We start from the raw sequence: 23,622 nt of genomic DNA, 5'->3' as shown, positions 1-23,622 counted from the left end.
ACCGCCATCTTCCAATACATCAACGGCTTCTATAACCCGCGCCGTCGGCACTCAGCATTGGGAGGCAAAAGCCCCTTGGCCTTCGAACGTCAAGTGGCCTAAACGAGGACTGGGAGCGGCACAAATACGTGACAAGACCAGTTCTCAGCGGTGACACGCTGGGCATCGTCGTGATCAAGGTACTCAATCAGCGACTCGATCTTATGGCGGAAATCACCAACTGTTCCCGGCGACTTGCCATTTGCCAGGTGGTCGCGTTCCCAGAGTTTGAACATGGCGCGGATCGTCAGGGCCTCCGACTTCTCCTTTGGCTTGGTGTCCACCGTTGCGACAGGCGGAAATCGGTTGGCCTTGGGGTCCGGGGCGTAGTCACCCTCTGCCCGCTTCAACTGCTGTTCGGTGACTTGACGAAATGCCCTATCGGCCTCCTGTACAAGCCGCTTGCGGCTCGCCTCGTCGGTCACAAGGCCATGTTCGAGAAGCAGGTTGTCGATTGTCGGTGCGTACGAGCGTTCCTGTGCGGACGGATCAGCGGCAAGGCGATCCAGCAGGGCAAGCGTCTCGATCCATATTCCGGGTTCGCCGGGTTCCAGTTCCATCGCTGCCATGTGGTCGCGGTAGATGATTCCAGACAGTGCAACGATCTGCTGATGGGGCAGGGGTTCCGGGCGTTTCCGCAGCGCCGCCCACGTCATGCCTTGCTTGCGGACGGCTTCGATGTTGCGGACCTTCGCTTCTTCCGGGTCTTTTGTGCCCAGCGACCGGCTCACTTCTTTGCGTCCAAAAACAGCCACCAGATCGATGGGTGTTTTCTGGCGGAAGTAGTAGACGCCGGACTTCGGATTCTTTTGCGGACGCGCCATCTGTAAGACCATGGTGTAGAACCTCGGTGTAGAACCGAAGTCAATCTAACCCCTTGATAGCGACTATCTTCTTGTCCTGAAAGGGAAAAAGATGGTGCTGTGAGAGAGGATTGAACTCTCGACCTCACCCTTACCAAGGGTGTGCTCTACCACTGAGCTACCACAGCATCGGCGCTTTCCAACGGGTTTGGTTGGTGCGTGGCGGGTGATTAGACGCAAACGCGGAAGGGTGCAAGCCCCTTTTCTGGGCTTCTCTGGACCAAGTCTTCCGCCTGCGCTATAGCGGCTGCGATGACAGAGAAAAATGCCAGAACCGGGACCGGCACAACGCCTTTGCGTGGGGCAGAGCTGCGTGAGGCGCGGCTCAAGGCGGCGCTCAAGGCGAATATGGCGCGGCGCAAGGCGCAGGCCAAGCAGCGCGGGGCCGGGGCGCTGGCGGCTGACGCGGATACCGGGACAGTCCCGGATACCGGGGCGGAACCGGCTGCCCGGGCAGGGCCGGATGCCTTGCCTGAGGCAGAAGACCCGACGCGCTCCGGCACCCGGGGCAGATGACCCGCAGGGCGCAGGCCCGCGGACGGACATATAACCTGACGCTTTGTCAGGTAACCTGACGCAGTGTCGGGCACGAAATATCCGCCGGACACATCGTCCGGCACACACAAAATACCGGACAGCAGCTCCGGAACCGACAGAAAGTAGGGCAGAGCATGGATTCGATTCTGGTCAAGGGCAATGGCGCGCTCAACGGGGTGATCCCGATTGCGGGGGCCAAGAACGCGTGTCTGACGCTGATGCCGGCCACTTTGCTGTCGGAGGAACCGCTGACGCTGACCAATGCGCCGCGCCTGTCCGACATTCGCACCATGACGCAGCTGTTGGAATCGCTGGGGGCCGAGGTGGCGAGCCTGCAAAGCGGGCAGGTGCTGGCGATGTCCAGCCATGCGATATCAAACCACACCGCCGATTATGACATCGTGCGCAAGATGCGGGCGTCGATTCTGGTGCTGGGGCCGATGCTGGCACGGGATGGTCATGCCATCGTGTCCTTGCCCGGCGGTTGCGCGATCGGGGCCCGCCCCGTGGACCTGCATTTGCAGGTGCTGGAGGCGATGGGGGCACAGCTCGACCTGCGCGACGGCTATGTCCATGCCAAGGCCACCGGCGGGCGGCTGCGTGGGGCGGTGTTCGAATTCCCCTTCGTCTCGGTCGGGGCCACCGAAAACGCGCTGCTGGCGGCCACGCTGGCCAAGGGCACCACGGTGCTGAAAAACGCCGCGCGCGAGCCCGAGATTGTCGATCTGGCGCGCTGCCTGCGCAAGATGGGCGCGCAGATTGAGGGCGAGGGCACCAGCACCCTCACCATTCAGGGCGTTGATCGTCTGGGCGGGGCCACGCATCCGGTGGTGACAGACCGGATCGAGCTTGGCACCTATATGCTGGTTCCTGCCATTTGCGGCGGCGAAATCGAATGTCTGGGCGGCACGCTGGAACTGGTGGGCGCTTTTGCCGAAAAGCTCGATCAGGCCGGGGTGTCGGTCACGGAAACGGCGCGCGGGTTGAAGGTCAGCCGCAAGAATGGCCGGGTGCAGGCGGTGAATGTCACCACCGAACCTTTCCCCGGTTTCCCAACCGATCTGCAGGCGCAGATGATGGCGCTTTTGTGCACCGCCGAGGGCACCTCTGTGCTGGAAGAAAAGATCTTCGAGAACCGCTTCATGCACGCCCCGGAACTGATGCGCATGGGGGCAAAGATCGACGTGCACGGCGGCACCGCTACCGTGACCGGGGTCGAAAAACTGCGCGGGGCACCGGTGATGGCCACCGATCTGCGGGCGAGCGTGAGCCTGATCCTCGCCGGTCTGGCGGCAGAAGGGGAAACCGTGGTCAGCCGGGTCTACCATCTGGATCGCGGCTATGAACGGGTCGAGGAAAAGCTGTCGGCCTGTGGCGCAAAAATCGAACGGATCAGTGACCGGCCATGACGGACGCCCGCTATGAAGACGGTGATGAAGCCCCGCTGCGCCTCATCGCGGCGGAAGCCGCCGATCTGCCGGTGATGGCGGCGCTGCTGCAGGATGCGGTGTTCCCGATCACCGAAATGCGCTTTGATGCAAAGGCCCGGCGCTTTGCCCTTTTGCTTAACCGCTTCCGCTGGGAAGACCGCGCGGCGGCGGAAGCTGCAAATCGCCCGTATGAGCGGGTGCGCAGCCTGCTGGTGGTGGAAGATGTGCTGCGCCTGCGCAGCTCGGGCATCGACCGCAGCGATACGCAAACCGTGCTGTCCCTGCTGACGCTGGACTTTGCCCCGGGTGTCGATGGCATGGGCACGCTGACCCTGACGCTCGCGGGCGACGGGGCCATCGCGATTGAGGTCGAGGCGGTGAACCTGCGGCTGGATGATGTGACCCGCCCTTATATCGCCCCCTCGCGCCAGATGCCCGATCACGGCTGAACAGCGCCCACGGTTGCCTTGTGCCCACTTTGCGGGCAGGCACGGCAGAAAACCTGTCTCATCTGCCGGGCCATCCCTGCCATCGCCGTTCGGCGGGTTGGCAAACCGGCGGATAGTCGCTAAGGCAATCCCAGCGAACATGGAGCCGGGTGCAATTCCCGGCTGGCTCTTCCGGCCGCCGATCCGCCGGACCACGTCTTACAGACCGTGACGATTGCTCCTTGTGACCGGGGCCGCACAGATCTGGAACGGAAACAAAACACCTATGATTTCTCTGGATGCATACCGCGATCAGTGGTTCGGCAACGTCCGCGCCGACCTGCTGTCGGGCCTTGTGGTGGCCCTTGCCCTGATCCCCGAGGCGATTGCCTTTTCCATCATCGCCGGCGTTGACCCCAAGGTTGGGCTTTACGCCAGCTTTTCCATCGCCGTCCTGATCGCCTTTGTCGGTGGCCGCCCCGGCATGATCTCTGCCGCCACCGCCGCGACCGCAGTGCTGATGGTCACGCTGGTGCGCGATCACGGGTTGGAATACCTGCTGGCCGCCACCGTGCTGGCCGGGTTGCTGCAAATCGGCATGGGCCTGCTGAAACTGGGATTTGTGATGCGCTATGTGTCGAAATCGGTGATGACCGGCTTTGTCAACGCGCTGGCCATCCTGATCTTCATGGCGCAACTGCCCGAACTGGACCCGACGCGCGTCACCTGGCTGACCTATGCGCTGGTCGCGGCCGGGCTGGCCATCATCTACCTGTTTCCCTACATCACCAAGGCGATCCCCTCGCCGCTGGTCACCATCGTCGTGCTGACCACGCTGGCGCTGTTCTTTGGCTGGGATGTGCGCACTGTGGGCGATATGGGCGAGTTGCCCGACACCCTGCCGGTGTTCCTGATCCCCGACATCCCGCTGACGCTGCAAACCCTGCAGATCATCTTTCCTTACGCTCTGGCCGTCGCCATCGTCGGCCTGCTCGAAAGCCTGATGACGCAGAACATCGTCGATGATCTGACCGACACCAAATCGGACCGCAATCAGGAATGTGTGGGCCAAGGCATCGCCAACACCGCCACCGGCTTTATCGGCGGCATGGCAGGCTGTGCGATGATCGGCCAGTCGATCATCAACGTCAAATCCGGCGGGCGCGGGCGGTTGTCCTGCTTTGCCGCCGGGGTTTTCCTGTTGATCTTCTGCGTCGGCTTGGGCGACTGGGTCAGCCAGATCCCGATGGCCGCACTGGTCGCCATCATGATCATGGTCAGCATCGGCACCTTTTCATGGTCGTCGATCAAGGCGCTGAGAACCCATCCGAAATCATCCTCCATCGTGATGCTGGCGACCGTGGTGGCCGTGGTCTACACCCATAACCTTGCCATTGGTGTGCTGCTGGGCGTGCTGCTGTCGGGCATCTTCTTTGCCGGCAAGATCTCGCAACTGTTCCGCATCACCACCAGCATCACCCCCGATGGCCGCACGCGCACCTACACTGTCGAAGGCCAGATGTTCTATGCTTCGGTCGAGGATTTCATGAACGCCTTCGACTTCAAGGAAGCGCTCGACCGGGTGATCATTGATGTGACCAACGCCCATATCTGGGACATCTCTTCGGTGCAGGCGCTGGACATGGCGGTGCTGAAATTCCGCCGTGACGGGGCCGAGGTCGAGATCATCGGCATGAACGAAGCATCAGAAACCATCGTTGACAAGCTTGCCATCCATGACAAGCCGGGCGCGATGGATAAGCTGATGGCACATTAAGGGGGCGGATATGACACTCAAACTCATCGCACTGGTTGACGGCTCGACCTATTCGGCATCGGTCTGCGACCACGCCGCATGGATCGCAGGCCGCACCGGGGCCGCTGTCGAATTGCTGCACGTTCTGGGCCGCCGTGAGGGGGTCGACAAACAGGATCTGTCCGGTGCCATCAAACTCGGTGCCCGGACCGCGCTGATGGAGGAACTGGCCGAACTGGATGCCCAGCGGTCCAGACTGGTGGCACACCGGGGCAGGGCGATCCTGGAAGATGCCCACGCCATCCTGACCCGCGCTGGTGTGTCCGAGATCACCACCCGCCTGCGCCACGGCGATATCGTGGAAACCGTGGCAGAGGTGGAAAAAGATGCCAGCCTGATCCTGATCGGCAAACGCGGCGAGGCGGCGGATTTCGCACGCGGCCACCTCGGGTCCAACCTCGAACGCATCGTGCGCGCCAGTCACAAGCCGGTCTTCGTGGCCTCGCGCGCGTTCCGGCCCGTGCAAAAGGTGCTGGTGGCCTATGACGGCGGCACCTCGGCGATGAAAGCGATCGATCACATCGCCCGCTCTGCGCTGTTTGCCGGGCTGCAGGTGACGGTGGCCACCGTCGGCACCCCGTCGGCAGAGGTGAAAAAGGGGCTGGAAAACGCCCATGCCATGCTGCGCGCCGCCGGGCTTGAGGCAAGCACCACCATCGTCGAAGGCCAGCCCGAAACCGCCCTTGGCAAGCTGGTCGAGGCCGAAGGTTTCGATATGCTGGTGATGGGTGCTTACGGCCATTCGCGCATCCGCAGCCTTGTCATCGGCTCGACCACCACCGAAATGCTGCGTTCGTGCAAGGTGCCGGTCGTTCTGGTGCGATAACCCCCGGCGGCCACAGGCCCGGCGCTGCAAGACCAAAGACCATTGGCCCCGCCAATGGTCTTTTTTTGCCCGCCGCCAGATGGCCCGGCGCTGCCTGTCACCAAACCTTCACTCGACCGGCGCGTAGAATTCCATTATTCCCGAATAATGGAATCAAATCGCGCCGCCCACGCCTTCGCCACCCTCGGCCATCCCGGACGCCTCGCCGTGTTCCGGCTTCTCATACGCTTTGCGCCGCGCGGTGTGCGCCCGACCGAGATTGCGCAGGCCCTCGACCTGCGCCCCAACACCCTGTCGCATCATCTGGCCGACCTCACCGCCTCGGGCCTCGCGCAGGTTGAACGGCAGGGCCGGTCGCTGTTCTACGCCGTCGATCTTGAGACCGCCGAGGGCCTGATCGGCTACCTCGCGCTCGATGTCGGCCGCGCCCGCCCCGATCTGCTCGCCTCCCTTCATCCAGCGCATGAGGATATCATGACCCCGCAGAACAGCGATTTCAACGTACTCTTCATCTGCTCGGGCAACTCCGCCCGCTCGATCTTCGCCGAAGCGATCCTGCGCGATCTGGGCCGCGGCAAGTTTCAGGCGTTTTCCGCCGGCACCCGCCCGAATACCGAATTGAACCCCTATGCCCTCGACGTGCTGCAGCGCAACGGCCACGACATTTCGGCCCTGCGTTCGAAACACATCAGCGAATTCCAGCAGCCCGGCGCGGTCGAGATGAACTTCGTCTTCACCGTCTGCGACACCGCCGCCGCCGAGGAATGCCCGCCCTGGCCCGGCCAGCCCATCACCGGCCACTGGGGCCTGCCCGATCCGGTCAAGGCGACAGGGACCGAGGCTGAAAAGGCCCTCGTCTTCGCCCAGACCTATGGCGCCCTGCGCCGCCGCATCGCAACCTTTGTCGAGCTGCCCTTCGACCAGCTCAGCCGCCTCGCCCTGCAATCCAGCGTCGACGCCATTGACGCCGACGCCCAGACCGAACCGAAAGGCTGATCCCCATGCCCCGTATCGCCCTCAACGGCCTTGGCCGGATCGGCAAACTTGCCCTGCGCGACCTGATCGACACGGGGGCAGGCGGCGACATCGTGCTGATCAACGATCCCGTCGGGGATGCAGAACAACACGCGCTGCTGATGGAATTCGACTCCGTCCACGGCCGCTGGCGCACCCCTGTCAGCCACGAAGCTGATGCGCTGGTGCTTGACGGCCAGCGCATCCGCCTGACCCATGAGAAAACGGTTCAAGCCCTGCCGCTGGCTGACATGGGCGTTGACCTGGTGATCGACTGCACCGGCATCTTCAAGACCGCCGCCAAGATCGCGCCCTACTACGATGCGGGGGTGAAAAAGGTGGTGGTCTCTGCCCCGGTCAAGGACGGCGGCGCGCTGAACCTCGTATACGGCGTCAACCACCAGCTTTACGACGGCTCGCAAACCCTGATCACCGCCGCCTCCTGCACCACCAACTGCCTGGCACCAGTGGTCCAGGTCATCCACGACTCCCTTGGCATCAGACACGGCTCCATCACCACCATTCATGACGTGACCAACACGCAAACGATCGTCGACCGCCCGGCAAAAGACATGCGCCGCGCCCGCTCGGCCCTGCTGAACCTGATCCCCACCACCACCGGCTCGGCCACCGCGATCACCCTGATCTACCCCGAGCTCAAAGGCCGCCTGAACGGCCACGCCATCCGCGTGCCGCTCCTGAACGCCTCGCTTACCGATTGCGTGTTCGAGGTCGAGCGCCCCACCACCGCGACAGAGGTCAACGCCCTGTTCAAAGCCGCCGCCGATGGCCCGCTCAGAGGCATCCTCGGGTACGAGTCCCGCCCGCTGGTCTCCTCCGACTTCACCAACGACCCGCGATCCGCCATCATCGACGCGCAATCGACAATGGTGACGGGCGGCACCCAGGTCAAAGTCTACGCCTGGTACGACAACGAATGGGGCTACGCCTGCCGCCTCGCCGATATCACCCGCATGGTCGCCGCCTCGCTCTGACCGCCCATTTTCCGTCCACAATTATCCCGGGTCCGACACCAGCCAAAAGAACCACCCTCTGCACTGCCGCCCTCATTCATCTGTTCATAAATATCCCGGGTAGCTCAATGTTTTCGCCACTGGTTCGAGAAACCATTGAGCTGGGGGCAGAGCCCCGGTCCGACACCAGCCCAAGGAACCGCACGTGCCACCCATAAACCCCCTGCGCGCCTATGCCTCCGTCACGGCGGCCTACTGGGCCTTCATGCTGTCGGATGGCGCCTTGCGCATGCTGGTGCTCTTGCACTTCAACGCCCTTGGCTTCTCCCCGGTGCAGCTCGCCTGGCTGTTTTTGCTGTATGAACTGGCGGGCATTGTCACCAACCTTGCCGCCGGCTGGCTTGCCGCGCGCTTTGGGCTGGCGGCCACGCTCTATGCCGGGCTGGCCTTGCAGATCGCAGCACTCGTGGCACTGGCGCAGCTTGACCCCGCGTGGTCGATCCCCGCCTCGGTCGTCTTTGTCATGGCGGTGCAGGGGGTGTCGGGGGTGGCCAAGGATCTGGCCAAGATGTCGTCGAAATCCGCCGTCAAACTGCTGGCCCCCAGCGCCGATGGCGGGTTGTTCCGGTGGGTCGCCGCCCTGACCGGGTCCAAGAACGCGGTCAAGGGGCTGGGGTTCTTCATCGGGGCGGCGCTTCTGGCGCTTGCCGGGTTTCAGGCGGCGGTCTGGGGGATGGCGGCGGTGCTTGCCGTCATCCTCATCGCCGTGGTCCTGTTCCTGCCCGCCGGTCTGCCGGGCCGGATGAAAGCGGCGGACGGTTGGGGCGGCTGGCGGTCGAAAGACGCCCGCGTCAATCGCCTCAGCCTTGCCCGCCTGTTCCTGTTCGGTGCCCGCGATGTCTGGTTCGTCGTCGGCATCCCGATCTATTTTCAGGCGGTGCTCTCCGATGGCACAGCCGAGGGTCGGCGCGAGGCGTTTTTCCTCGTCGGCTCCTTCATGGCGCTGTGGATCATCGCCTATGGTGCGGTGCAGGCCTTCGCCCCGCGCCTCCTGGGTGGCAAGACACAGTCCGAGGCGCAGATCACGCAAAAGGCGGTTTTCTGGTCCGGCCTGCTGGTCCCGATTCCCTTCGCCCTCGCCGTTCTGGCCTTTGTGGCGGGCGAGCCTGCCCCCTGGCTCACCGCCACCCTGATTGCCGGGCTGTTGCTATTCGGCTTCGTCTTCGCGGTGAATTCGTCGGTCCACTCCTACCTGATCCTCGCCTTCGGCGCGACCGAGCGGATCACCCGCGATGTCGGCTTTTACTACATGGCCAACGCCGCCGGACGCCTGACCGGCACCCTGCTGTCCGGCCTCAGCTACCAACTCGGCGGCCTGCCAGCCTGCCTCGCCACCGCCGGGGCGATGGCCCTCGCCAGCTGGATCGCCGCCCGCAGGCTCAGAACGGTCTGAACGGGAAGGCCTGCGGGCAAAGGGGCGGCATTGTCAGGCGGGGCTTTAAAACTTGGACAAATCAAAAAATCCAACTTGTTGATTTCAATGGAAATCACACTCTGCAACACAGGGGGAAACTCAAGGTTCCCCCCGCAGGGTCACACCAGCCGCTCTACCTCTTTCGCGGCGCGGACGAAGTCGGCGAACAGCGGGTGGGGGGCGAAGGGTTTGGATTTCAGCTCGGGGTGGAACTGGACGCCGATGAACCACGGGTGATCCTTGACCTCGACAATCTCGGGCAGTTTCCCATCGGGGGACATGCCTGAAAACACCAGCCCGCAGGCCTCCAGCTGCTCACGGTACTGGATGTCGACCTCATAGCGGTGGCGGTGCCGCTCCTCGATCACTGTGCCGCCATAGACCCCGGCCACGCGTGAGCCGACCTTGAGGTTGGCGGTATAGGCCCCGAGCCGCATGGTGCCGCCCTTGTCATCCCCGTGCTTGCGCCGCACCGTGTGATTGCCCTGCACCCATTCCTTCAGATGATAGACCACCGGGGTAAAGCGCTTCTTCCCGGCCTCATGGTCAAACTCCTCCGACCCTGCATTGGGCAGGCCAGCCAGATTGCGCGCCGATTCAATGACCGCCATCTGCATGCCAAGGCAGATGCCCAGATAGGGGATCTTCCGTTCCCGCGCGAATTGTGCGGCCTTGATCTTGCCTTCGGTCCCGCGCTCGCCAAAGCCGCCGGGCACCAGAATGGCGTGATAATCCTGCAGATAGGGGGCGGGGTCTTCGGTCTCGAAGATCTCGGCGTCAATCCATTCGGCCTTCACCCGCGTCCGGTTGGCCATGCCGCCATGGGTCAACGCCTCGGCGATGGATTTGTAGGCGTCTTCCAGCTGGGTGTACTTGCCCACGATCGCCACCCGCACAGTGCCCTCGGCACCGTTCAGCCGGTCCATCACGTCTTCCCACCGCGTCAGGTTCGGCTTGGGCGCGGGCGAGATGCCAAAGGCATCCAGCACCGCCTGATCGAGGCCGGCGCGGTGATAGGCAAGCGGAGCCTCATAAATCGTTTTCAGATCATAGGCCGGGATCACGTGGTCCTTGCGCACGTTGCAGAACAGCGCGATCTTTTCACGTTCCTTGTCCGGGATCGGATGTTCCGACCGGCAGACCAGCACATCCGGGGCGAGACCAATGCTTTGCAACTCCTTGACCGAGTGCTGGGTGGGCTTGGTCTTCAGCTCGCCGCTTGCCGCAAGATAGGGCAGCAAGGTCAGGTGCATCAGGATCGACTGGCCGCGCGGGCGTTCGTGGATGAACTGGCGGATGGCTTCAAAGAACGGCAGGCCCTCGATGTCGCCGACCGTGCCGCCAATTTCGCACAGCATGAAATCAACCTCATCCGCGCCGATGCGCAGGAAATCCTTGATCTCATTGGTGACATGCGGAATCACCTGAATGGTCTTGCCCAGATAATCGCCGCGCCGTTCTTTCTCCAGCACATTGGAATAGATCCGGCCCGAGGAAATGGAGTCGGTCATCCGCGCATGCACGCCGGTAAACCGCTCATAGTGCCCAAGGTCCAGATCGGTTTCGGCACCGTCATCGGTGACAAACACCTCGCCATGTTCAAACGGCGACATCGTGCCGGGATCGACGTTGAGATAGGGATCAAGTTTGCGCAGGCGGACCGTATAGCCCCGGGCCTGCAACAGCGCCCCAAGCGCGGCCGAGGCCAGACCTTTGCCAAGCGATGACACAACGCCGCCAGTGATGAAGATGTAGCGTGCCATGTGCGGCCCCCGTGTTTTCGACCAAGTTCTTTTGGCGCGATTCGATGGGTGGGAATCGCAGCACCACGGGACCCATGCCTTACCCTAGGCAACAGTCCTTTGCAACAGCACCGCTAGATGCTGTTTTGAAAAGAGGGGCCGCGACAACAATTAGTGTCGGTAAATGGTTGCGTTCAGTTGTCAGCGCGTGGCGGAGCCAGCGGCGCGTTGGTGGGCGCGGGCGGCAGCAGGTCGCTGCCCGAGGGCTGTGCCGGAACCACAGGGGCCACCGACGGCGCGCCGATCTGGTCCACCACCGAATTCGACCCGGCCTTTTGCGCGGCCAGAATGGTCAGCGTGATCGAGGTGCAGATGAACAGGATGGCGAGAATCCACGTCACCTTGCCAAGCGCGGTCGCCGCCGCGCGGCCCGACATCGCACCGCCACCGCCGCCACCCATGCCAAGGCCGCCACCTTCGGACCTTTGCAACAGCACCACGCCGACCAGAAGGAGGGCGAGGACAAGGTGGATGGCAAGAATAACGTTTTCCATGGGCGTTCCCGAAGCTGACGCGCCTATCTAGGCTGATGGGGGGCGGCGCGCAACCCCTACACGGCTGGCACGGGTGCAACTGCGGAACGCCTCCGGCGGGAGTATTTGGGTCAAGATGAATGACGCCCGGTTTTTTTCTGATTTCATCTTGGCAAAAATACTCCGGGGGGCGCGCGGCACGCGCGGGGGGCTGGCCCCCCAGCCCGGGTGACGCTGGTGCGGCAGGGCAGGAAAGTGCGCGGGCTTTGTGCGACTTGGCCTTTTCCTGTTTCCCTGCGCGGCCCATGCGTCTATAGCACAGACGGTTTTGGAACCGAGGAGATCAGCATGGCCAATGTGGTTGTCGTGGGCGCCCAGTGGGGCGACGAAGGCAAGGGCAAGATTGTGGACTGGCTGTCCGAACGCGCCGACATCGTCGCGCGCTTTCAGGGCGGGCACAATGCCGGCCATACGCTGGTGATCGACGGCAAGGTCTACAAGCTGTCTTTGCTGCCATCGGGCATCGTGCGCGGCGGCAAGCTGAGCGTGATTGGCAATGGCGTGGTGCTGGACCCCTGGCATCTGGTGATGGAAATCGCCAAGCTGCGCGATCAGGGCGTCGATATCTCGCCCGACAACCTGCTGGTTGCCGAGAATGCGCCGCTGATCCTGCCGCTGCATGGCGAGCTGGACCGGGCGCGCGAAGGCTCTGTCGGCGTGGCCAAGATCGGCACCACCGGGCGCGGCATTGGTCCGGCCTATGAAGACAAGGTCGGCCGCCGCGCGATCCGCGTCGCCGATCTGGCCGATGCGGCCACGCTGGAATTGCGGGTGGACCGGCTGCTGGCGCATCACGACGCGCTGCGCCGTGGTCTGGGGATGGAGCCGGTGGACCGCGCCGCGCTGCTGGCGGCGCTGCACGAGATTGCGCCGCAGGTGCTGCCCTATGCCGCCCCGGTCTGGAAAGTGATGAACGAGTCGCGCCGCGCCGGAAAGCGCATCCTGTTCGAGGGGGCGCAGGGCGCGCTTCTGGACATCGATTTCGGCACCTATCCCTTCGTCACCTCGTCCAACGTGATTGCAGGGCAGGCGGCGACCGGCGTGGGCCTTGGCCCCACCGCGATTGATTTCGTACTGGGGATCGTCAAGGCCTATACCACCCGCGTCGGCGAAGGCCCGTTCCCGGCAGAGCTGTTCGACGCCGATGGCGAACGTCTGGGTGAGCGGGGCCATGAATTCGGCACCGTCACCGGGCGCAAGCGGCGTTGTGGCTGGTTTGATGCGGTTCTGGTGCGCCAGACCTGCGCCACCTCTGGCGTGTCGGGCATCGCGCTGACCAAGCTGGATGTGCTCGACGGGTTCGAGACGCTGAAAATCTGTGTGGGCTATGAGCTTGACGGCAACCGGCTGGATTATCTGCCGACCGCTGCCGATCAGCAGGCGCGCTGCACCCCGGTCTATGAAGAGCTGGAAGGTTGGTCAGAGTCGACCGCCGGGGCGCGCTCCTGGGCGCAGTTGCCGGGGGCGGCGATCAAATACGTGCGGCGGATTGAGGAATTGATCCAGTGCCCGGTCGCGCTACTTTCAACCTCGCCCGAGCGGGACGACACCATTCTGGTGACCGATCCCTTTGCAGACTGACGGGCGCATCTTAACCGGATGAGGATGGCATGGCACTGAGTTACAAGGCGCGGCGGCGGTTGTCATTGCTGGTTCTGCTGGTGGGGCTGCCGGCCTATGTGGTGGTGGCGGTCACGCTGGTCAACTGGATGGACCGGCCGTCGATCCTGGTCGAGCTTGGCATCTATGTCGGGTTGGGTCTGTTGTGGATTTTGCCGCTGCGGCCGGTGTTTCTGGGCGTGGGGCAGCCTGACCCCGATGCGCCACCGCAAAACGACCCGCAAGAATGACAAAAACGGGCTGCACCCTGGTGCAGCCCGCCTGTTTCAGCCGCGGGTGACCGTACGGTCAGCCTGCGATCTTGCGGGCCTGTGCCAGCAGCGGCGAGGCGTCGCTGATCGCGAACTGGCCGCGGCGGCTGCGTTCGATCACGCCTTCGCGCAGCAGGATGCCAAAGCTGCGCAGCCCGTCTTCGCGCGACACGCCTTCTGTGGCGGCCCCGAGGTGGCGCATCAGCTGCGGGCGGGTAAAGCTGTCCAGCCCTTCGACACAGGCGATATAGGCGGCGGCGGCTTCCAGCAGATCGGGCAGGTCGGTGGCACCAAGCTGTTCGGCAAATTCAGGAAACCCGCTGTCGGTGTCAAAGATATTGCCGGTTTCTTCATCGGCGTCATAGCCGTCATCCAGAGCAGCCTCGATCGCGACTGCGGCAGAAGACATCGGCCGGCGCGGCCGCACCGGCTGAACCGCTGCGACCGGCGCGCGCGACACCTCAGCCGGGCGGTCGATGCGCTGTTCGGACACCAGAACCAGCGGGGCGGGGCGTTCAGCCTGCGGGGCGAGGGGGGCGGAGGTGGGGCGCATGACCTTGGCCAGATCGTCGCGGTAGGCCCCCATACGCGCGCGGCCGTTTTCGGCCAGCGTGCTGCCGGTGGCGCGGCGTTCGGCGATGGTGGCGGCGACGGCGGCTTTCAGATGGGCGATGGCCGAGCGGCGGCGCTTGGTATCAGGCACCTCCATCTGGGTGCTGGCCTCTGCCATCAGGCGGCTGACCGCCACCTCTTCGGTCGGGCGGTCAAGGCGGTGCCCGGCCATTCCGTCCGAGGTGCGGGCAGCCGTCTGATCCGGGGCATCCTGTTCCAGCGCGGCAAGTTCGGCCGCCAGGGCGGCTTCGGCCTCACGCGACAGGGTGGCGCGGGCGGGCGCAGAAGCACCTGCATCAGGCGCATCACTGCGCCGGATCTTGATCACCCGTGCACGGGCGCGCTGCAACTTTTCCACCGAGATCGGGGTGCGCGATTCGGCTTGCGCCTCAGGCTCCGGTTCCGACGCAAGGTCCGGCGCGGCAGGGCGCTCCGCCCCGGCAGGGCGCAATGTGCGCACGGGGCGCAGCGGGCGCACGGGGGCGGCGATGGTGTCAGCCTCGGCCTCTGCCTCGGGCTGGGGCGCGTGGTCATCGGTATCCGCCTCGGGGGCTTCAACGGTCAGCGTTTCGGGGAGTGTCTGCACGGTGGCGTCAGACAGCGGCTGCAACAGGGCAGCATCCGCGTCATCCTCAGACGCGTCATCCTCAGACGCGTCATCTTCAAACGCATCTTCAAATTCGGGCGCAAACTCTGCAGCGGCCTGTGCCTCAGGCTCTTCCGCCTCGTCGTCATAAAAATCATCGGCACCGTCAAAGCCGGTGACCGCATCGTCGGCGCTGTCCTGTGCGTCTGCATCAGGCATCGCACCGGCACCGGCCTCTTGCGCCGCCACCAATGTGCCAAGGCTGGCAAGCAGGGCATCATCCGCACCGTCTTCCGCCATGTCGTCTTCCGCCATGCGGGCGGTGTCCCCGGCAATGGAGGACGCGCCCGCCATCAGGTCCGGCGCAGCGTCTGCCGCGTCTGCGTTCAGGCTGGCGAGCATGTCTTGATCAAAGCGATCTGCGTCGGCGGTATCTTCGGCAACCGGGGTGTCATCGCTGGCCGCAAACGCGTCAGGGTCTGACAGATCATCACCGCTGCCCTCTGGGTCGGCCAGATCAGCCGCCACCCCGTCAAGCGCCATCAGATCGGCCAGATCGGCGTCATCGACCCAGTCGTCTGCGCTGTCAGCCACCGGGGCCTCTGCCCGGAGGTCTTGCGGTGCCTCGTCTTTCAGGTCATCGGCTGCGACACTCTGGTCTTCGGGCGGCAGGTCACCGGCCAGGATCTGCGCATCGGCAGCCGGGGTGTCTTCTGGCAGGATATCGTCAAAGGCAGAGCTGTCTGTGGTCAGCCCGGCATCGTCAGCGTCAAACAGGGCGGATGCGGGCAAAGGCGCTCCGGCGTGCTGATCTTCGGTAAAGTCATCCAGACCCGGTGCCAGCGTCAGGGTCGTGGGGGCAGGGGCCGCTGGATGGTGTTCTGCTGCGGCCTTGCGCAGTCTGGACAGTTTCTCGGCCACCGATTCAGTCGCGGGCTGCGGGGCCGTGTCGGCGTCGGCCAGCGTTGGCGCGGGGCGCGGTGCCGGGGCGGTGCCGCGTGCCGGCATTGTGACCACCGGCTGCGGGACCTCTGCGGTTTCGGGCGCAGGCGCATGGGCTGCGACAGTGCCTGCCTCTTCGGCGCGCAGGATCACGCCGTTTTCCTGCACCTTCGCCTCAACCCGGCGCTGGATCTCACGTTCGGCAATCTTGTGCAGCATGGCGGCATCGGGCTGCGGCGGCTCGGCCCCGAAGTAACGGTCCCCGGCTGCCAGATCGCGGAAATACTCTGCAATCGCTTTCATCGTATTGAACGGGTCGTCAAACCCCTCCAAAGTGCAGGAGAAGGTTCCATAGGAAACTGTAAGGATTTTACTCGCACTATTCATAAGACGCCCGCCTTCTGCACCAATCGATGCGCCTTTATCGCCATGCATTTGTTCGAATCCATGGGCAGATCAGGGTAATTTAAAGGATTGATTGTGGCACGCATCCCAGAATTTCGCCTCAATTTGAAAGACAGTATCCGCATGAATCCAGTTTTAGTGCAATCCTCTGGCGGGATCACGCTTGTGGGAGGCGCGCCTGTTTCCGCCGCATTGTTTCGGATTTCGCAGCAAAGAGCGCCGGTGATTGTGGCCGCAGACGGCGGGGCAGACCGCTGTCTTGCCCAGGGTGTACAGCCGCAGGCGGTGATCGGCGATATGGATTCCATTTCGGAAACAGCGCGTCTGGCGTTGGGGGACCGGCTGCATCATATCCCTGAACAGGACACCACCGATTTTGACAAGGCGCTGCGGTCGGTTGACGCGCCCTTTGTGATTGCGCTGGGGTTCATCGGCGCGCGGGTGGATCACGGCCTGGCGGTTCTGACCACTCTGGTCCGCCAGAGCCGCCCCTGCGTGCTGCTGGGGCCACAGGATGTGGTGTTTCATCTGCCGCGCCGGGTGCATCTCGCCCTGCGGCGGGGCGACCGGTTCAGCCTGTATCCGCTGGGCGTCGTGACGGGAACCAGCACCGGGCTGGACTGGCCGATTGACGGGCTGGAGTTTGCACCCGACACCCGGGTCGGCACGTCGAACCGGGTCAGCACGGGGCCGGTCAGCCTTGAATTGTCGGGGCCGGGGATGCTGTGCATCCTGCCGCGCAACCGGCTGGATCAGGCCTTGGCGGCGCTGACCGACAGCGCCCGGGCCGACAGCCGTTCGCGGTAGATGATGTACAGGCCCGATCCGGTGATCACCACAATCCCGGCCCATGTCAGCACATTGGGGAAATCGCCGAAGATCCAGTAGCCAAGCGCCACCGCTGCCACAATCTCCAGATAATGCAGCGGGGCCAGCGTGGCCGATGGCGCAAACTTCAGCGCATAGGTCATGCACATATGGCTGAGCGCCGCCCAGAAGCCGACGCCGAACAGCCACAGCCAGACCACGCCCTGCGGCATCACCGGATCAAAATGCTGCCAGCCGGTGCCGTTCGCCACAAACATCACCGGCAGGCACATCAACAGCCCGGTCCATGAGGTGTGAAACTGCATCGCCACCGGATGCATGAACCCCGCCACCTGCCGCGTCGACAGCATGTAGAAGGCAAAGAAAAACGCGGTGCCCAGCGGCCACAGCGCCACATAGCCAAACGCCGCCAAAGACGGCTGGATCACCAGCAGCGCGCCCGCAAACCCCACACAGGACGCCGCAATCCGCCGTGGCCCGACCTCATCGCCGAACAGCAGGCGGCCCAGCAGCAGCAGGATGAACGGCTCGACAAAGGCAATCGCCAGCGCATCGGCCACCGGCATCACTGAAATGGCGGCGACAAAGCTGAAGGTGGACAGGATCAGAAACACGGCCCGCAGACAGATCAGCCCCAGCGCGCGCGGCGTCAGCCACAGGGTGATGCCCATGGCGAGGATGATGGGTGCCATCAGCGCGCCCTGCACCACAAAGCGCGCGGTCACGATCTGTCCCACCGGAATTGTGGCCGACGCCAGCTTGGCCGACACATCCAACAACGGTGCCAGCACGCAGAACGCGAGCATCAGCACAACGCCGGGAAGGATGCGGTCGGGTTGACGGGTCATCCCCTTGGGCTAACGTGACATCTTGCCCCCGTCCATCGGAAAAACGACACTTCGGCATGGGATTTTCGGCACGGGTTTTCGGTGGGGCTGGGGGCTTTGACGCTGGTGCCGGTTTTGCCCACGCCGGGTGGCGGAGGTGGTGGAATGAGTATTTGGAAAAGGTGCAAACCTTCAGGAGGCAGGTTTTTCCAGCTCGCGCAGCAGCTTTTGCCGGATGGCCTGCGGATAGGCGCGCAATCCGCGTGAGGTGATCACGAAGCCGCCCCGGGTGATCACCCAATCCTGATAAAACCGGGTGATGGCGGTGGACTGGCCCAGATCTTCGATGGCAATCGCGTTGATCGCCACCCCGGCGGCGCTGGCGCGGCTGCGCGCGGCGCGGGCGGTGTTGCCGCTGTTTTCCGGGCCATCGCCGGAGATGTCGATGATTTTTCTTTTGCAATCGGGGACTTGCGCGAAGAGCGCGAGGCTTGCGTCGATTGCCTGACCCACCGCTGTATCAGATCCGGCATAGGCGCGGGGGGTGGTGCGGATCTGGGTGGCGGCATCAGCGATTTGCCGGGCGGACAGCATGCGCGTCCAGGGCAGCACCACGGCCTGCTGGCCCATGCCGGACCAGTGCAGCACGGTGATTGCCACCTGTCCGGCCAGCAACGCCTCGGCCACTGCCGGGTCTTGCAGCGCGTCGGCGGTGCCTGTGGACTGGATGCGGTATTCGCCCGCGTCGATGGAGCCTGACACGTCGATGGCCAGCACCAGCGCCACCTCGCAGGCGGGGGCGGGGGCGGGCAGGAGAGAAAGGCAAAGGGCCAATGCGCGCATGTGGCAGCGTGGCGCGCGGCGCAGATTTGCGCAAGTCACGAAGCGGAGACAGTGCTAAGATATTGAAAAGGTGCAGGTTTCTGTTGCCAGGTACCTGCGAACCCCGCCTTACGCGGCTAAGCGCAAGGGCTTAAGTTTCGATGTTCGAACTGCTTACGCAGCAAGAGCCATCGGAGCACGGTTGTCGTTTGCAACTGTACTTTTGGACCGATAACGGTGGTACCTCACCGAGTAAAAGCTGGCCTCTTTGAACGTTCGTCGATCCTATTTCGACCCCGAACCCCCGAAACGAACAGGTGGAATGGTGGAGTCGCCGGGTACCGCCCCCGGGTCCGAGCCGTCTATTACAGGTGCGTTTATCACCATAGTCCGGGTTGCCCCGAACAGGCTCAATATAGGCGGGGCAGGGGCGGGTCACAAGACCGGATCGGCGCGGTATTCCGGCGGGATGTGCGACAGGAAGATCCGCTCGTCGGTTTCATCGGCCAGGCTCAGGCCTTCGCGCAGATAAAAGGCCAGCGCGCGCTGGTTGGGGCGCAGCACGCTCAGCCGTAGCGGCAGGCCCCGCGCGGCGGCTTCACCACGGACGATGGCGAGCAACTGCCGGCCGTGGCCATGGCCCTGAAAGCGCGGCTCCAGATACAGCTTGCGCAGGCGCAGGTGATCGGGGGCGGTCTCGACCGTCAGCAGGCCCGCGCGTTCCCCTGCCAGATCCGCAATCCGCGTGTTGCCCAGATCAAAGGCCGACGGGTGCGGCGCAGGCTGGAACCGGCCCCACAGCGCCAGCGCATGATCGCGCATCACCTGTGTCTCAAGGTCCACAAGATAGGCGGCGTCGGCGGTGGTGGCGGGGCGCAGGGTCAACATGACCGGATGCTGCGCGACCGGCGTGACAGGGGTATGACAGCCGGGCGTCGGCGGGTCACGAGACCGTATCGGCGCGGATTTCCGGGTATGATGCGCGTCTGATCTGCGTATGGCCCACGTATGGAAAAGGTATGGCACCTTGTGCGCCTGTTGCCGCAGAGCAGAGCGCAGACCGGCACAGGCAGGCGGAAGGGGTCGGCGGAAGGTAGCAGGTGATGGCGGCGGGCAGGTGCGGGGCGAAGGCCCGCGTCCGGGTCGGGCGCGCCGGACGGTATCCGCGCCCGGATCAGCACCCGCATGAGCAACGCCCGGCCGGAGGGTCCGGCCGGGCGCGGGGTCACGGGGACCGGATCAGAAGCCGGATTTGATCAGCTCGAACTCGTTGATCATCTTTTCCCGGAACTCTGCCGAGACCGGGGTCTGGGCCAGCAGCGTGGTGGTGACCGGATCGACGAAGGCGGCTTTCAGCGCATCTTCTGAGATGGTCTTCATCGCTTCGGTGTTGGAATGGGCATAGCCCAGCTCATCGAGCAGCGCCTGCGCCGAGCCATGCGCCAGCACCGAGTTGATGAAGTCATAGGCCTTATCTTCCGACCCCGGCTGATTGGCCATGTTCACATAGCCGCAGAACCATGTGGCGACGCCTTCGGCGGGGCTGCGTTCGAACCCGATGGGAAAGCCTTCGGCGGCCAGGAGCGCCACGCCGTCGTTCCACGACCATGCCACCAGCACCTCGCCGGTGGCCATCAGCTGCGACATCTCGGACGGGTCGGACCAATAGGCGCGCACGTTCTTGTGCGCCTCGCGCAGCCAGTGGGCGGCGGCGGTGAACTGCGCGTCGGTCACCTCATCCCAGTCGGAGACGCCGGTCGCCAGAAAGGCAAGCGACCAGACGTCATCGGAACTGTCGGGCAGTGATGTCCGGCCCGCATATTTCGGATCGGTGAACACGTTCAGCGTCGCCACATCCGTCGCCGGAACCTGTTCGGTGTTATAGGCGGTGGCGGTATAGGCGTAATCGGTCGGAATGAACCAGACGCCCTGATCATCCTGGATCAGATCGGAATCGAGCAGTTGCGGCGCGATATTGGCAAATTCCGGGATTTTCGACACATCCCATGGCTCGATCAGGCTGGCATCGCGGTAGCGCGGCAAGGACGCCACGCAAGGGTGCGCCACATCGGCGCGGAAGCCGGAAGACACTTTCTGGAACGCTTCATCATCATCGCCGAAAAAGCTGTAGGTCGGCTTGTCGCCGTGCTTGGCGACGTAATCGGTGAGCACGCCATCAATCTCCCAACCGGCCCAGTCAAACACCAGCATTTCACGGTCGGCGGCGCGCGCTGCGGTGGACAGGGCAAGACCAGACACGGCGCAGGCAAGCAGGAGTTTTTTATGGTTCATTGCAGTTCCTCTGTGTTGGAGCTGGCCCGGGCATCTCCACGCACCACGGGCCTTGGGCTGAAAGTTAATAAACGATCCCGCAAGTCACAAGCAAAGATCGGGTTTTCACCCGATTGTGGCGGTGGCAGACCCGACGGGCAAGCGATGGGGGCCGCGCGTTTTGCTGCCGCTTGCGCCGGGCTTGACCTTCGCCCCGGTCTGTTGCCTGCTTGCGGGCAGACCGGCGGCGCAGTGGCGCGGTCTTGGGCAGAGCGATAACAACGGAGGTTGGCCATGCGGGCAGTGCTGATGGAAAAGGGTGAAGACGGGCAGGCGGTGGCACGACTGGCCGATCTGCCCGAGACGGCCCTTCCTGCGGGTGAGGTGACGGTCCGGGTTGAATATTCGACGCTGAATTACAAGGACGGGCTGTGCCTGTCGGCCACGGGTGGCGGGCTGGTGCGGACCTATCCGCATGTGCCGGGGATCGACTTTGCCGGGGTGGTCGAGGCGTCGGATGATGCGCGCTATGCCGCCGGTGACAGGGTGGTGCTGACCGGCTGGCGGGTGGGAGAGGCGCATTGGGGCGGCTTTGCCACCAAGGCGCGGGTAAAGGCCGACTGGCTGGTGCCGCTGCCCGGGGGGTTGAGCACGCGGCAGGCGATGGCGGTGGGTACGGCAGGCTTTACGGCCATGCTGGCGGTGATGGCGCTGGAAGAGCATGGGCTGACCCCGGACGGGGGTGAGGTGCTGGTGACCGGGGCCGCAGGCGGCGTGGGATCGGTCGCGGTGGCGCTGCTGGCGCAGCTTGGCTACGCCGTTGCCGCTGTGACCGGGCGGCCCGGGACGGAAGCCTATCTGCGCGGTCTGGGGGCTGCGCGGCTGGTGCCGCGCGCCGATCTGGCCGAGGCGGTGAAGCGCCCGATGGAGTCGGAGACCTGGGCCGGGTGTGTCGATGCGGTGGGCGGGCAGATGCTGGCCCGCGTGCTGGGGCAGTTGAAGGCCGGCGGCTCGGTTGCGGCTGTCGGCAACGCGGGGGGGCTGGTGGTGCCGGCCAATATCATCCCGTTCCTGTTGCGCGGCATCAATCTGTTGGGGATCAACTCGGTGACGGTTCCCTATGCCCGCCGGGTGCAGGCCTGGGACCGGATTACCAAAGATCTGCCGATGGAGAAGCTGGATGCGATGATCCGGCCTGCCACGCTGGCTGAGGTGCCCGAACTGGGGGCCGCGATCCTGCGCGGCGAGGTGCAGGGGCGCGTTGTGGTGGATGTGCAAGGATAGGGGCGCTGCGCGGGGGCTGGCGGTGCAGGGGGGCCAGCCCCCCGTCGCTTCGCGCCTCCCCCCGGGATATTTTTGAACAGATGATGACAGAAGGGGTGGGGGTGAGAGTGGCGGCTTGCCTTTCCCGTTTTGCCCCGGCAACCATGCGGGCAGCATCGCAGGGGGTATCATGGCGCTTGATCTGAACTTTGTCCGCTCACAGTTTCCGGCCTTTGACAGCCCGGTGCTGTCGACCCATGCGTTTTTCGAAAATGCCGGGGGCAGTTACCCCTGCCGCCTCGTGATCGACCGGCTGACGCGGTTCTACACCCATCGCAAGGTGCAGCCCTATGCGCCCTATCCGTCATCCGAACTGGCGGGGGCCGAGATGGACGAGGCGCGCAGCCGGTTGGCCGCGATGATGAACGTGGCGGGGCCGGAGCTGTCGTTCGGGCCGTCGACCAGCGCCAATACCTATGTGCTGGCTCAAGGCGTGCGGGGCTGGCTGAAGGGCAAGAACGCGGCGATCGTGGTGACCAATCAGGACCATGAGGCCAATTCCGGCGTCTGGCGGCGTCTGGCGGATGAGGGCGTCGAGGTGCGCGAATGGCAGATTGATCCGCAGACCGGCAGTCTGGACCCGCAGGATCTGGCGGCGCTGCTGGCGGATGGCCGGGTGCGGCTGGTGGCGTTTCCGCATTGTTCCAACGTGGTGGCCGAGATCAACGATGTGGCCGCCATCAGCGCCATGGCGCGGGCGGCGGGCGCGCGCACGGTGGTGGACGGGGTCAGCTATGCGCCGCATGGCTTTCCCGATGTGGCGGCCTTGGGCTGTGATGCGTATCTGTTTTCGGCTTACAAGACCTTTGGCCCGCATCAGGGGATCATGGTCTTGCGGCAGGATTTCGGGATGGAGCTGCCGGGGCAGGCGCATTTCTTCAACCAGTCGGTGCTGTACAAACGCCACACGCCTGCAGGGCCGGACCATGCGCAGATCGCGGCCTGCGCCGGGATGGCGGATTATGTCGATGCGCTGGCGGCAGAGCATGGCATTGGCGGCGATGCGGCGGCGCGGGGGCGGGGGGTGCATGACCTGATGCGCGCAGCCGAGGTGGCGGTGATTGCGCCCTTGCTGGACTATCTGGCCGGGCGCAATGACCTGCGGCTGATCGGGCCGCGCCAGGCGCATGCGCGGGCCCCCACGGTGGCGGTGGCGCTGGACCGGCCCGCGCTGCCGGTGGCGGCGGCGCTGGGCCGTGACGGGATTGCGTGCGGGGGTGGCGATTTCTATGCCGTGCGTCCGCTGGCGGCGATGGGGGTGGATGCCTCCAACGGGGTTTTGCGGATGAGTGCGGCGCATTACACCAGCGCGGATGAGGTGGCCCGGCTGATCGCGGCGCTGGACCGGGCGCTGTAGCGCCGGTCTGTGCCCCGGCTCTGCGGTGCCATTCGGCCCCGG

Annotated in this window: 22 protein-coding genes, 1 tRNA gene, 1 other RNA gene and 1 other annotated feature; of the genes, 14 read left to right on the top strand and 10 right to left on the bottom strand. The window is 64.4% G+C overall.

Annotation, left to right across the window (positions count from 1 at the left end; translation table 11 throughout):
• Positions 1-102 (top strand): IS3 family transposase (locus tag Q7J44_RS23335; RefSeq protein ID WP_370692967.1); only part of this gene is annotated, 102 nt, incomplete at its 5' end.
• On the opposite strand, the gene Q7J44_RS17685 is transcribed toward Q7J44_RS23335, so the two are convergent.
• Positions 99-863, bottom strand: a complete 765-nt coding sequence (locus Q7J44_RS17685) for a DUF6538 domain-containing protein (RefSeq protein ID WP_304882170.1) — start codon at positions 861-863, stop codon at positions 99-101. The genes Q7J44_RS23335 and Q7J44_RS17685 overlap by 4 nt on opposite strands.
• A gap of 92 nt (positions 864-955) precedes the next feature.
• A tRNA-Thr gene (locus Q7J44_RS17680) sits at positions 956-1,030 on the bottom strand.
• A gap of 124 nt (positions 1,031-1,154) precedes the next feature.
• On the opposite strand from Q7J44_RS17680, the gene Q7J44_RS17675 reads away from it, so the two are divergent.
• The 8 genes from Q7J44_RS17675 (at position 1,155) to arsJ (ending at position 9,380) form a co-directional block, all read left to right on the top strand.
• Entirely contained in the window at positions 1,155-1,418 is a 264-nt protein-coding gene (locus Q7J44_RS17675) for a hypothetical protein (RefSeq protein WP_304882168.1), read from the top strand.
• Positions 1,419-1,573: 155 nt separating this feature from the next.
• Complete coding sequence (gene murA / locus Q7J44_RS17670) at positions 1,574-2,848, top strand: UDP-N-acetylglucosamine 1-carboxyvinyltransferase (RefSeq protein WP_304882166.1); 1,275 nt, start codon at positions 1,574-1,576, stop codon at positions 2,846-2,848.
• The gene (locus Q7J44_RS17665) at positions 2,845-3,318 is read left to right on the top strand and encodes a DUF2948 family protein (RefSeq protein ID WP_304882165.1); all 474 of its coding nucleotides are present in this window, start codon (positions 2,845-2,847) and stop codon (positions 3,316-3,318) included. Before murA ends, Q7J44_RS17665 begins: the two co-directional genes overlap by 4 nt.
• A 138-nt stretch (positions 3,319-3,456) precedes the next feature.
• Positions 3,457-3,514, top strand: a sequence feature (sul1 is cis-regulatory element that is thought to sense ions involved in sulfur or methionine metabolism; They are found in Alphaproteobacteria).
• A 69-nt stretch (positions 3,515-3,583) separates the two neighbouring features.
• Positions 3,584-5,074: a SulP family inorganic anion transporter gene (locus Q7J44_RS17660; RefSeq protein WP_304882163.1), complete on the top strand. Its 1,491-nt coding sequence runs from the start codon at positions 3,584-3,586 to the stop codon at positions 5,072-5,074.
• A gap of 10 nt (positions 5,075-5,084) precedes the next feature.
• Positions 5,085-5,939, top strand: a complete 855-nt coding sequence (locus tag Q7J44_RS17655; RefSeq protein WP_304882161.1) for a universal stress protein — start codon at positions 5,085-5,087, stop codon at positions 5,937-5,939.
• Between the two features lie 147 nt (positions 5,940-6,086).
• Entirely contained in the window at positions 6,087-6,935 is an 849-nt protein-coding gene (locus Q7J44_RS17650; RefSeq protein WP_304882160.1) for a helix-turn-helix domain-containing protein, read from the top strand.
• A gap of 5 nt (positions 6,936-6,940) precedes the next feature.
• Entirely contained in the window at positions 6,941-7,948 is a 1,008-nt protein-coding gene (locus Q7J44_RS17645; RefSeq protein ID WP_304882158.1) for an ArsJ-associated glyceraldehyde-3-phosphate dehydrogenase, read from the top strand.
• Between the two features lie 244 nt (positions 7,949-8,192).
• Positions 8,193-9,380 carry an organoarsenical effux MFS transporter ArsJ gene (gene arsJ / locus Q7J44_RS17640; RefSeq protein WP_370693035.1) on the top strand — a complete coding sequence of 396 codons (1,188 nt, stop codon included), beginning with the start codon at positions 8,193-8,195 and terminating at the stop codon, positions 9,378-9,380.
• Between the two features lie 140 nt (positions 9,381-9,520).
• On the opposite strand, the gene Q7J44_RS17635 is transcribed toward arsJ, so the two are convergent.
• The gene (locus Q7J44_RS17635) at positions 9,521-11,164 is read right to left on the bottom strand and encodes a CTP synthase (protein ID WP_304882154.1); all 1,644 of its coding nucleotides are present in this window, start codon (positions 11,162-11,164) and stop codon (positions 9,521-9,523) included.
• 173 nt (positions 11,165-11,337) lie between these two features.
• Positions 11,338-11,697 carry a preprotein translocase subunit SecG gene (gene secG / locus Q7J44_RS17630; protein WP_304882153.1) on the bottom strand — a complete coding sequence of 120 codons (360 nt, stop codon included), beginning with the start codon at positions 11,695-11,697 and terminating at the stop codon, positions 11,338-11,340.
• 327 nt (positions 11,698-12,024) lie between these two features.
• On the opposite strand from secG, the gene Q7J44_RS17625 reads away from it, so the two are divergent.
• Both Q7J44_RS17625 and Q7J44_RS17620 read left to right on the top strand, forming a co-directional pair.
• Positions 12,025-13,317 carry an adenylosuccinate synthase gene (locus tag Q7J44_RS17625; RefSeq protein WP_304882151.1) on the top strand — a complete coding sequence of 431 codons (1,293 nt, stop codon included), beginning with the start codon at positions 12,025-12,027 and terminating at the stop codon, positions 13,315-13,317.
• 29 nt (positions 13,318-13,346) lie between these two features.
• On the top strand, positions 13,347-13,586 hold the full coding sequence (locus tag Q7J44_RS17620) for a DUF2842 domain-containing protein (protein WP_304882149.1): 240 nt from the start codon (positions 13,347-13,349) through the stop codon (positions 13,584-13,586).
• Positions 13,587-13,644: 58 nt separating this feature from the next.
• Here Q7J44_RS17620 and Q7J44_RS17615 read toward each other — a convergent pair whose 3' ends face one another.
• Positions 13,645-16,134 (bottom strand): hypothetical protein, encoded by a 2,490-nt coding sequence (locus tag Q7J44_RS17615; RefSeq protein WP_304882147.1) that lies wholly within the window; start codon positions 16,132-16,134, stop codon positions 13,645-13,647.
• A 141-nt stretch (positions 16,135-16,275) separates the two neighbouring features.
• Between Q7J44_RS17615 and Q7J44_RS17610 the strand changes: the two genes are divergently transcribed.
• Positions 16,276-16,959 carry a thiamine diphosphokinase gene (locus tag Q7J44_RS17610; RefSeq protein WP_304882145.1) on the top strand — a complete coding sequence of 228 codons (684 nt, stop codon included), beginning with the start codon at positions 16,276-16,278 and terminating at the stop codon, positions 16,957-16,959.
• Here Q7J44_RS17610 and Q7J44_RS17605 read toward each other — a convergent pair.
• The 5 genes from Q7J44_RS17605 to Q7J44_RS17585 form a co-directional block, all read right to left on the bottom strand.
• Positions 16,905-17,828 carry a DMT family transporter gene (locus Q7J44_RS17605; protein ID WP_304882144.1) on the bottom strand — a complete coding sequence of 308 codons (924 nt, stop codon included), beginning with the start codon at positions 17,826-17,828 and terminating at the stop codon, positions 16,905-16,907. The two genes, Q7J44_RS17610 and Q7J44_RS17605, sit on opposite strands and share 55 nt — an antisense overlap.
• A gap of 171 nt (positions 17,829-17,999) precedes the next feature.
• Positions 18,000-18,650, bottom strand: a complete 651-nt coding sequence (locus tag Q7J44_RS17600) for a DUF1194 domain-containing protein (protein ID WP_304882143.1) — start codon at positions 18,648-18,650, stop codon at positions 18,000-18,002.
• Between the two features lie 69 nt (positions 18,651-18,719).
• Positions 18,720-19,074: a transfer-messenger RNA gene (ssrA, locus tag Q7J44_RS17595) on the bottom strand.
• Positions 19,065-19,517: a GNAT family N-acetyltransferase gene (locus Q7J44_RS17590; protein ID WP_304882142.1), complete on the bottom strand. Its 453-nt coding sequence runs from the start codon at positions 19,515-19,517 to the stop codon at positions 19,065-19,067. Before Q7J44_RS17590 ends, ssrA begins: the two co-directional genes overlap by 10 nt.
• A gap of 351 nt (positions 19,518-19,868) precedes the next feature.
• The gene (locus Q7J44_RS17585; RefSeq protein WP_304882140.1) at positions 19,869-20,921 is read right to left on the bottom strand and encodes an extracellular solute-binding protein; all 1,053 of its coding nucleotides are present in this window, start codon (positions 20,919-20,921) and stop codon (positions 19,869-19,871) included.
• 288 nt (positions 20,922-21,209) lie between these two features.
• Between Q7J44_RS17585 and Q7J44_RS17580 the strand changes: the two genes are divergently transcribed.
• Positions 21,210-22,184 carry an MDR family oxidoreductase gene (locus Q7J44_RS17580; protein WP_370693034.1) on the top strand — a complete coding sequence of 325 codons (975 nt, stop codon included), beginning with the start codon at positions 21,210-21,212 and terminating at the stop codon, positions 22,182-22,184.
• A gap of 169 nt (positions 22,185-22,353) precedes the next feature.
• Positions 22,354-23,580 (top strand): aminotransferase class V-fold PLP-dependent enzyme, encoded by a 1,227-nt coding sequence (locus tag Q7J44_RS17575; RefSeq protein ID WP_304882136.1) that lies wholly within the window; start codon positions 22,354-22,356, stop codon positions 23,578-23,580.
• Positions 23,581-23,622: the final 42 nt, after the last annotated feature.

Source organism: Pseudotabrizicola sp. (assembly GCF_030656345.1).
Lineage (GTDB): Bacteria > Pseudomonadota > Alphaproteobacteria > Rhodobacterales > Rhodobacteraceae > Pseudotabrizicola.
The sequence above is the reverse complement of the archived record's forward strand: the minus strand, read 5'-3'. Positions and strand labels throughout refer to the sequence as shown.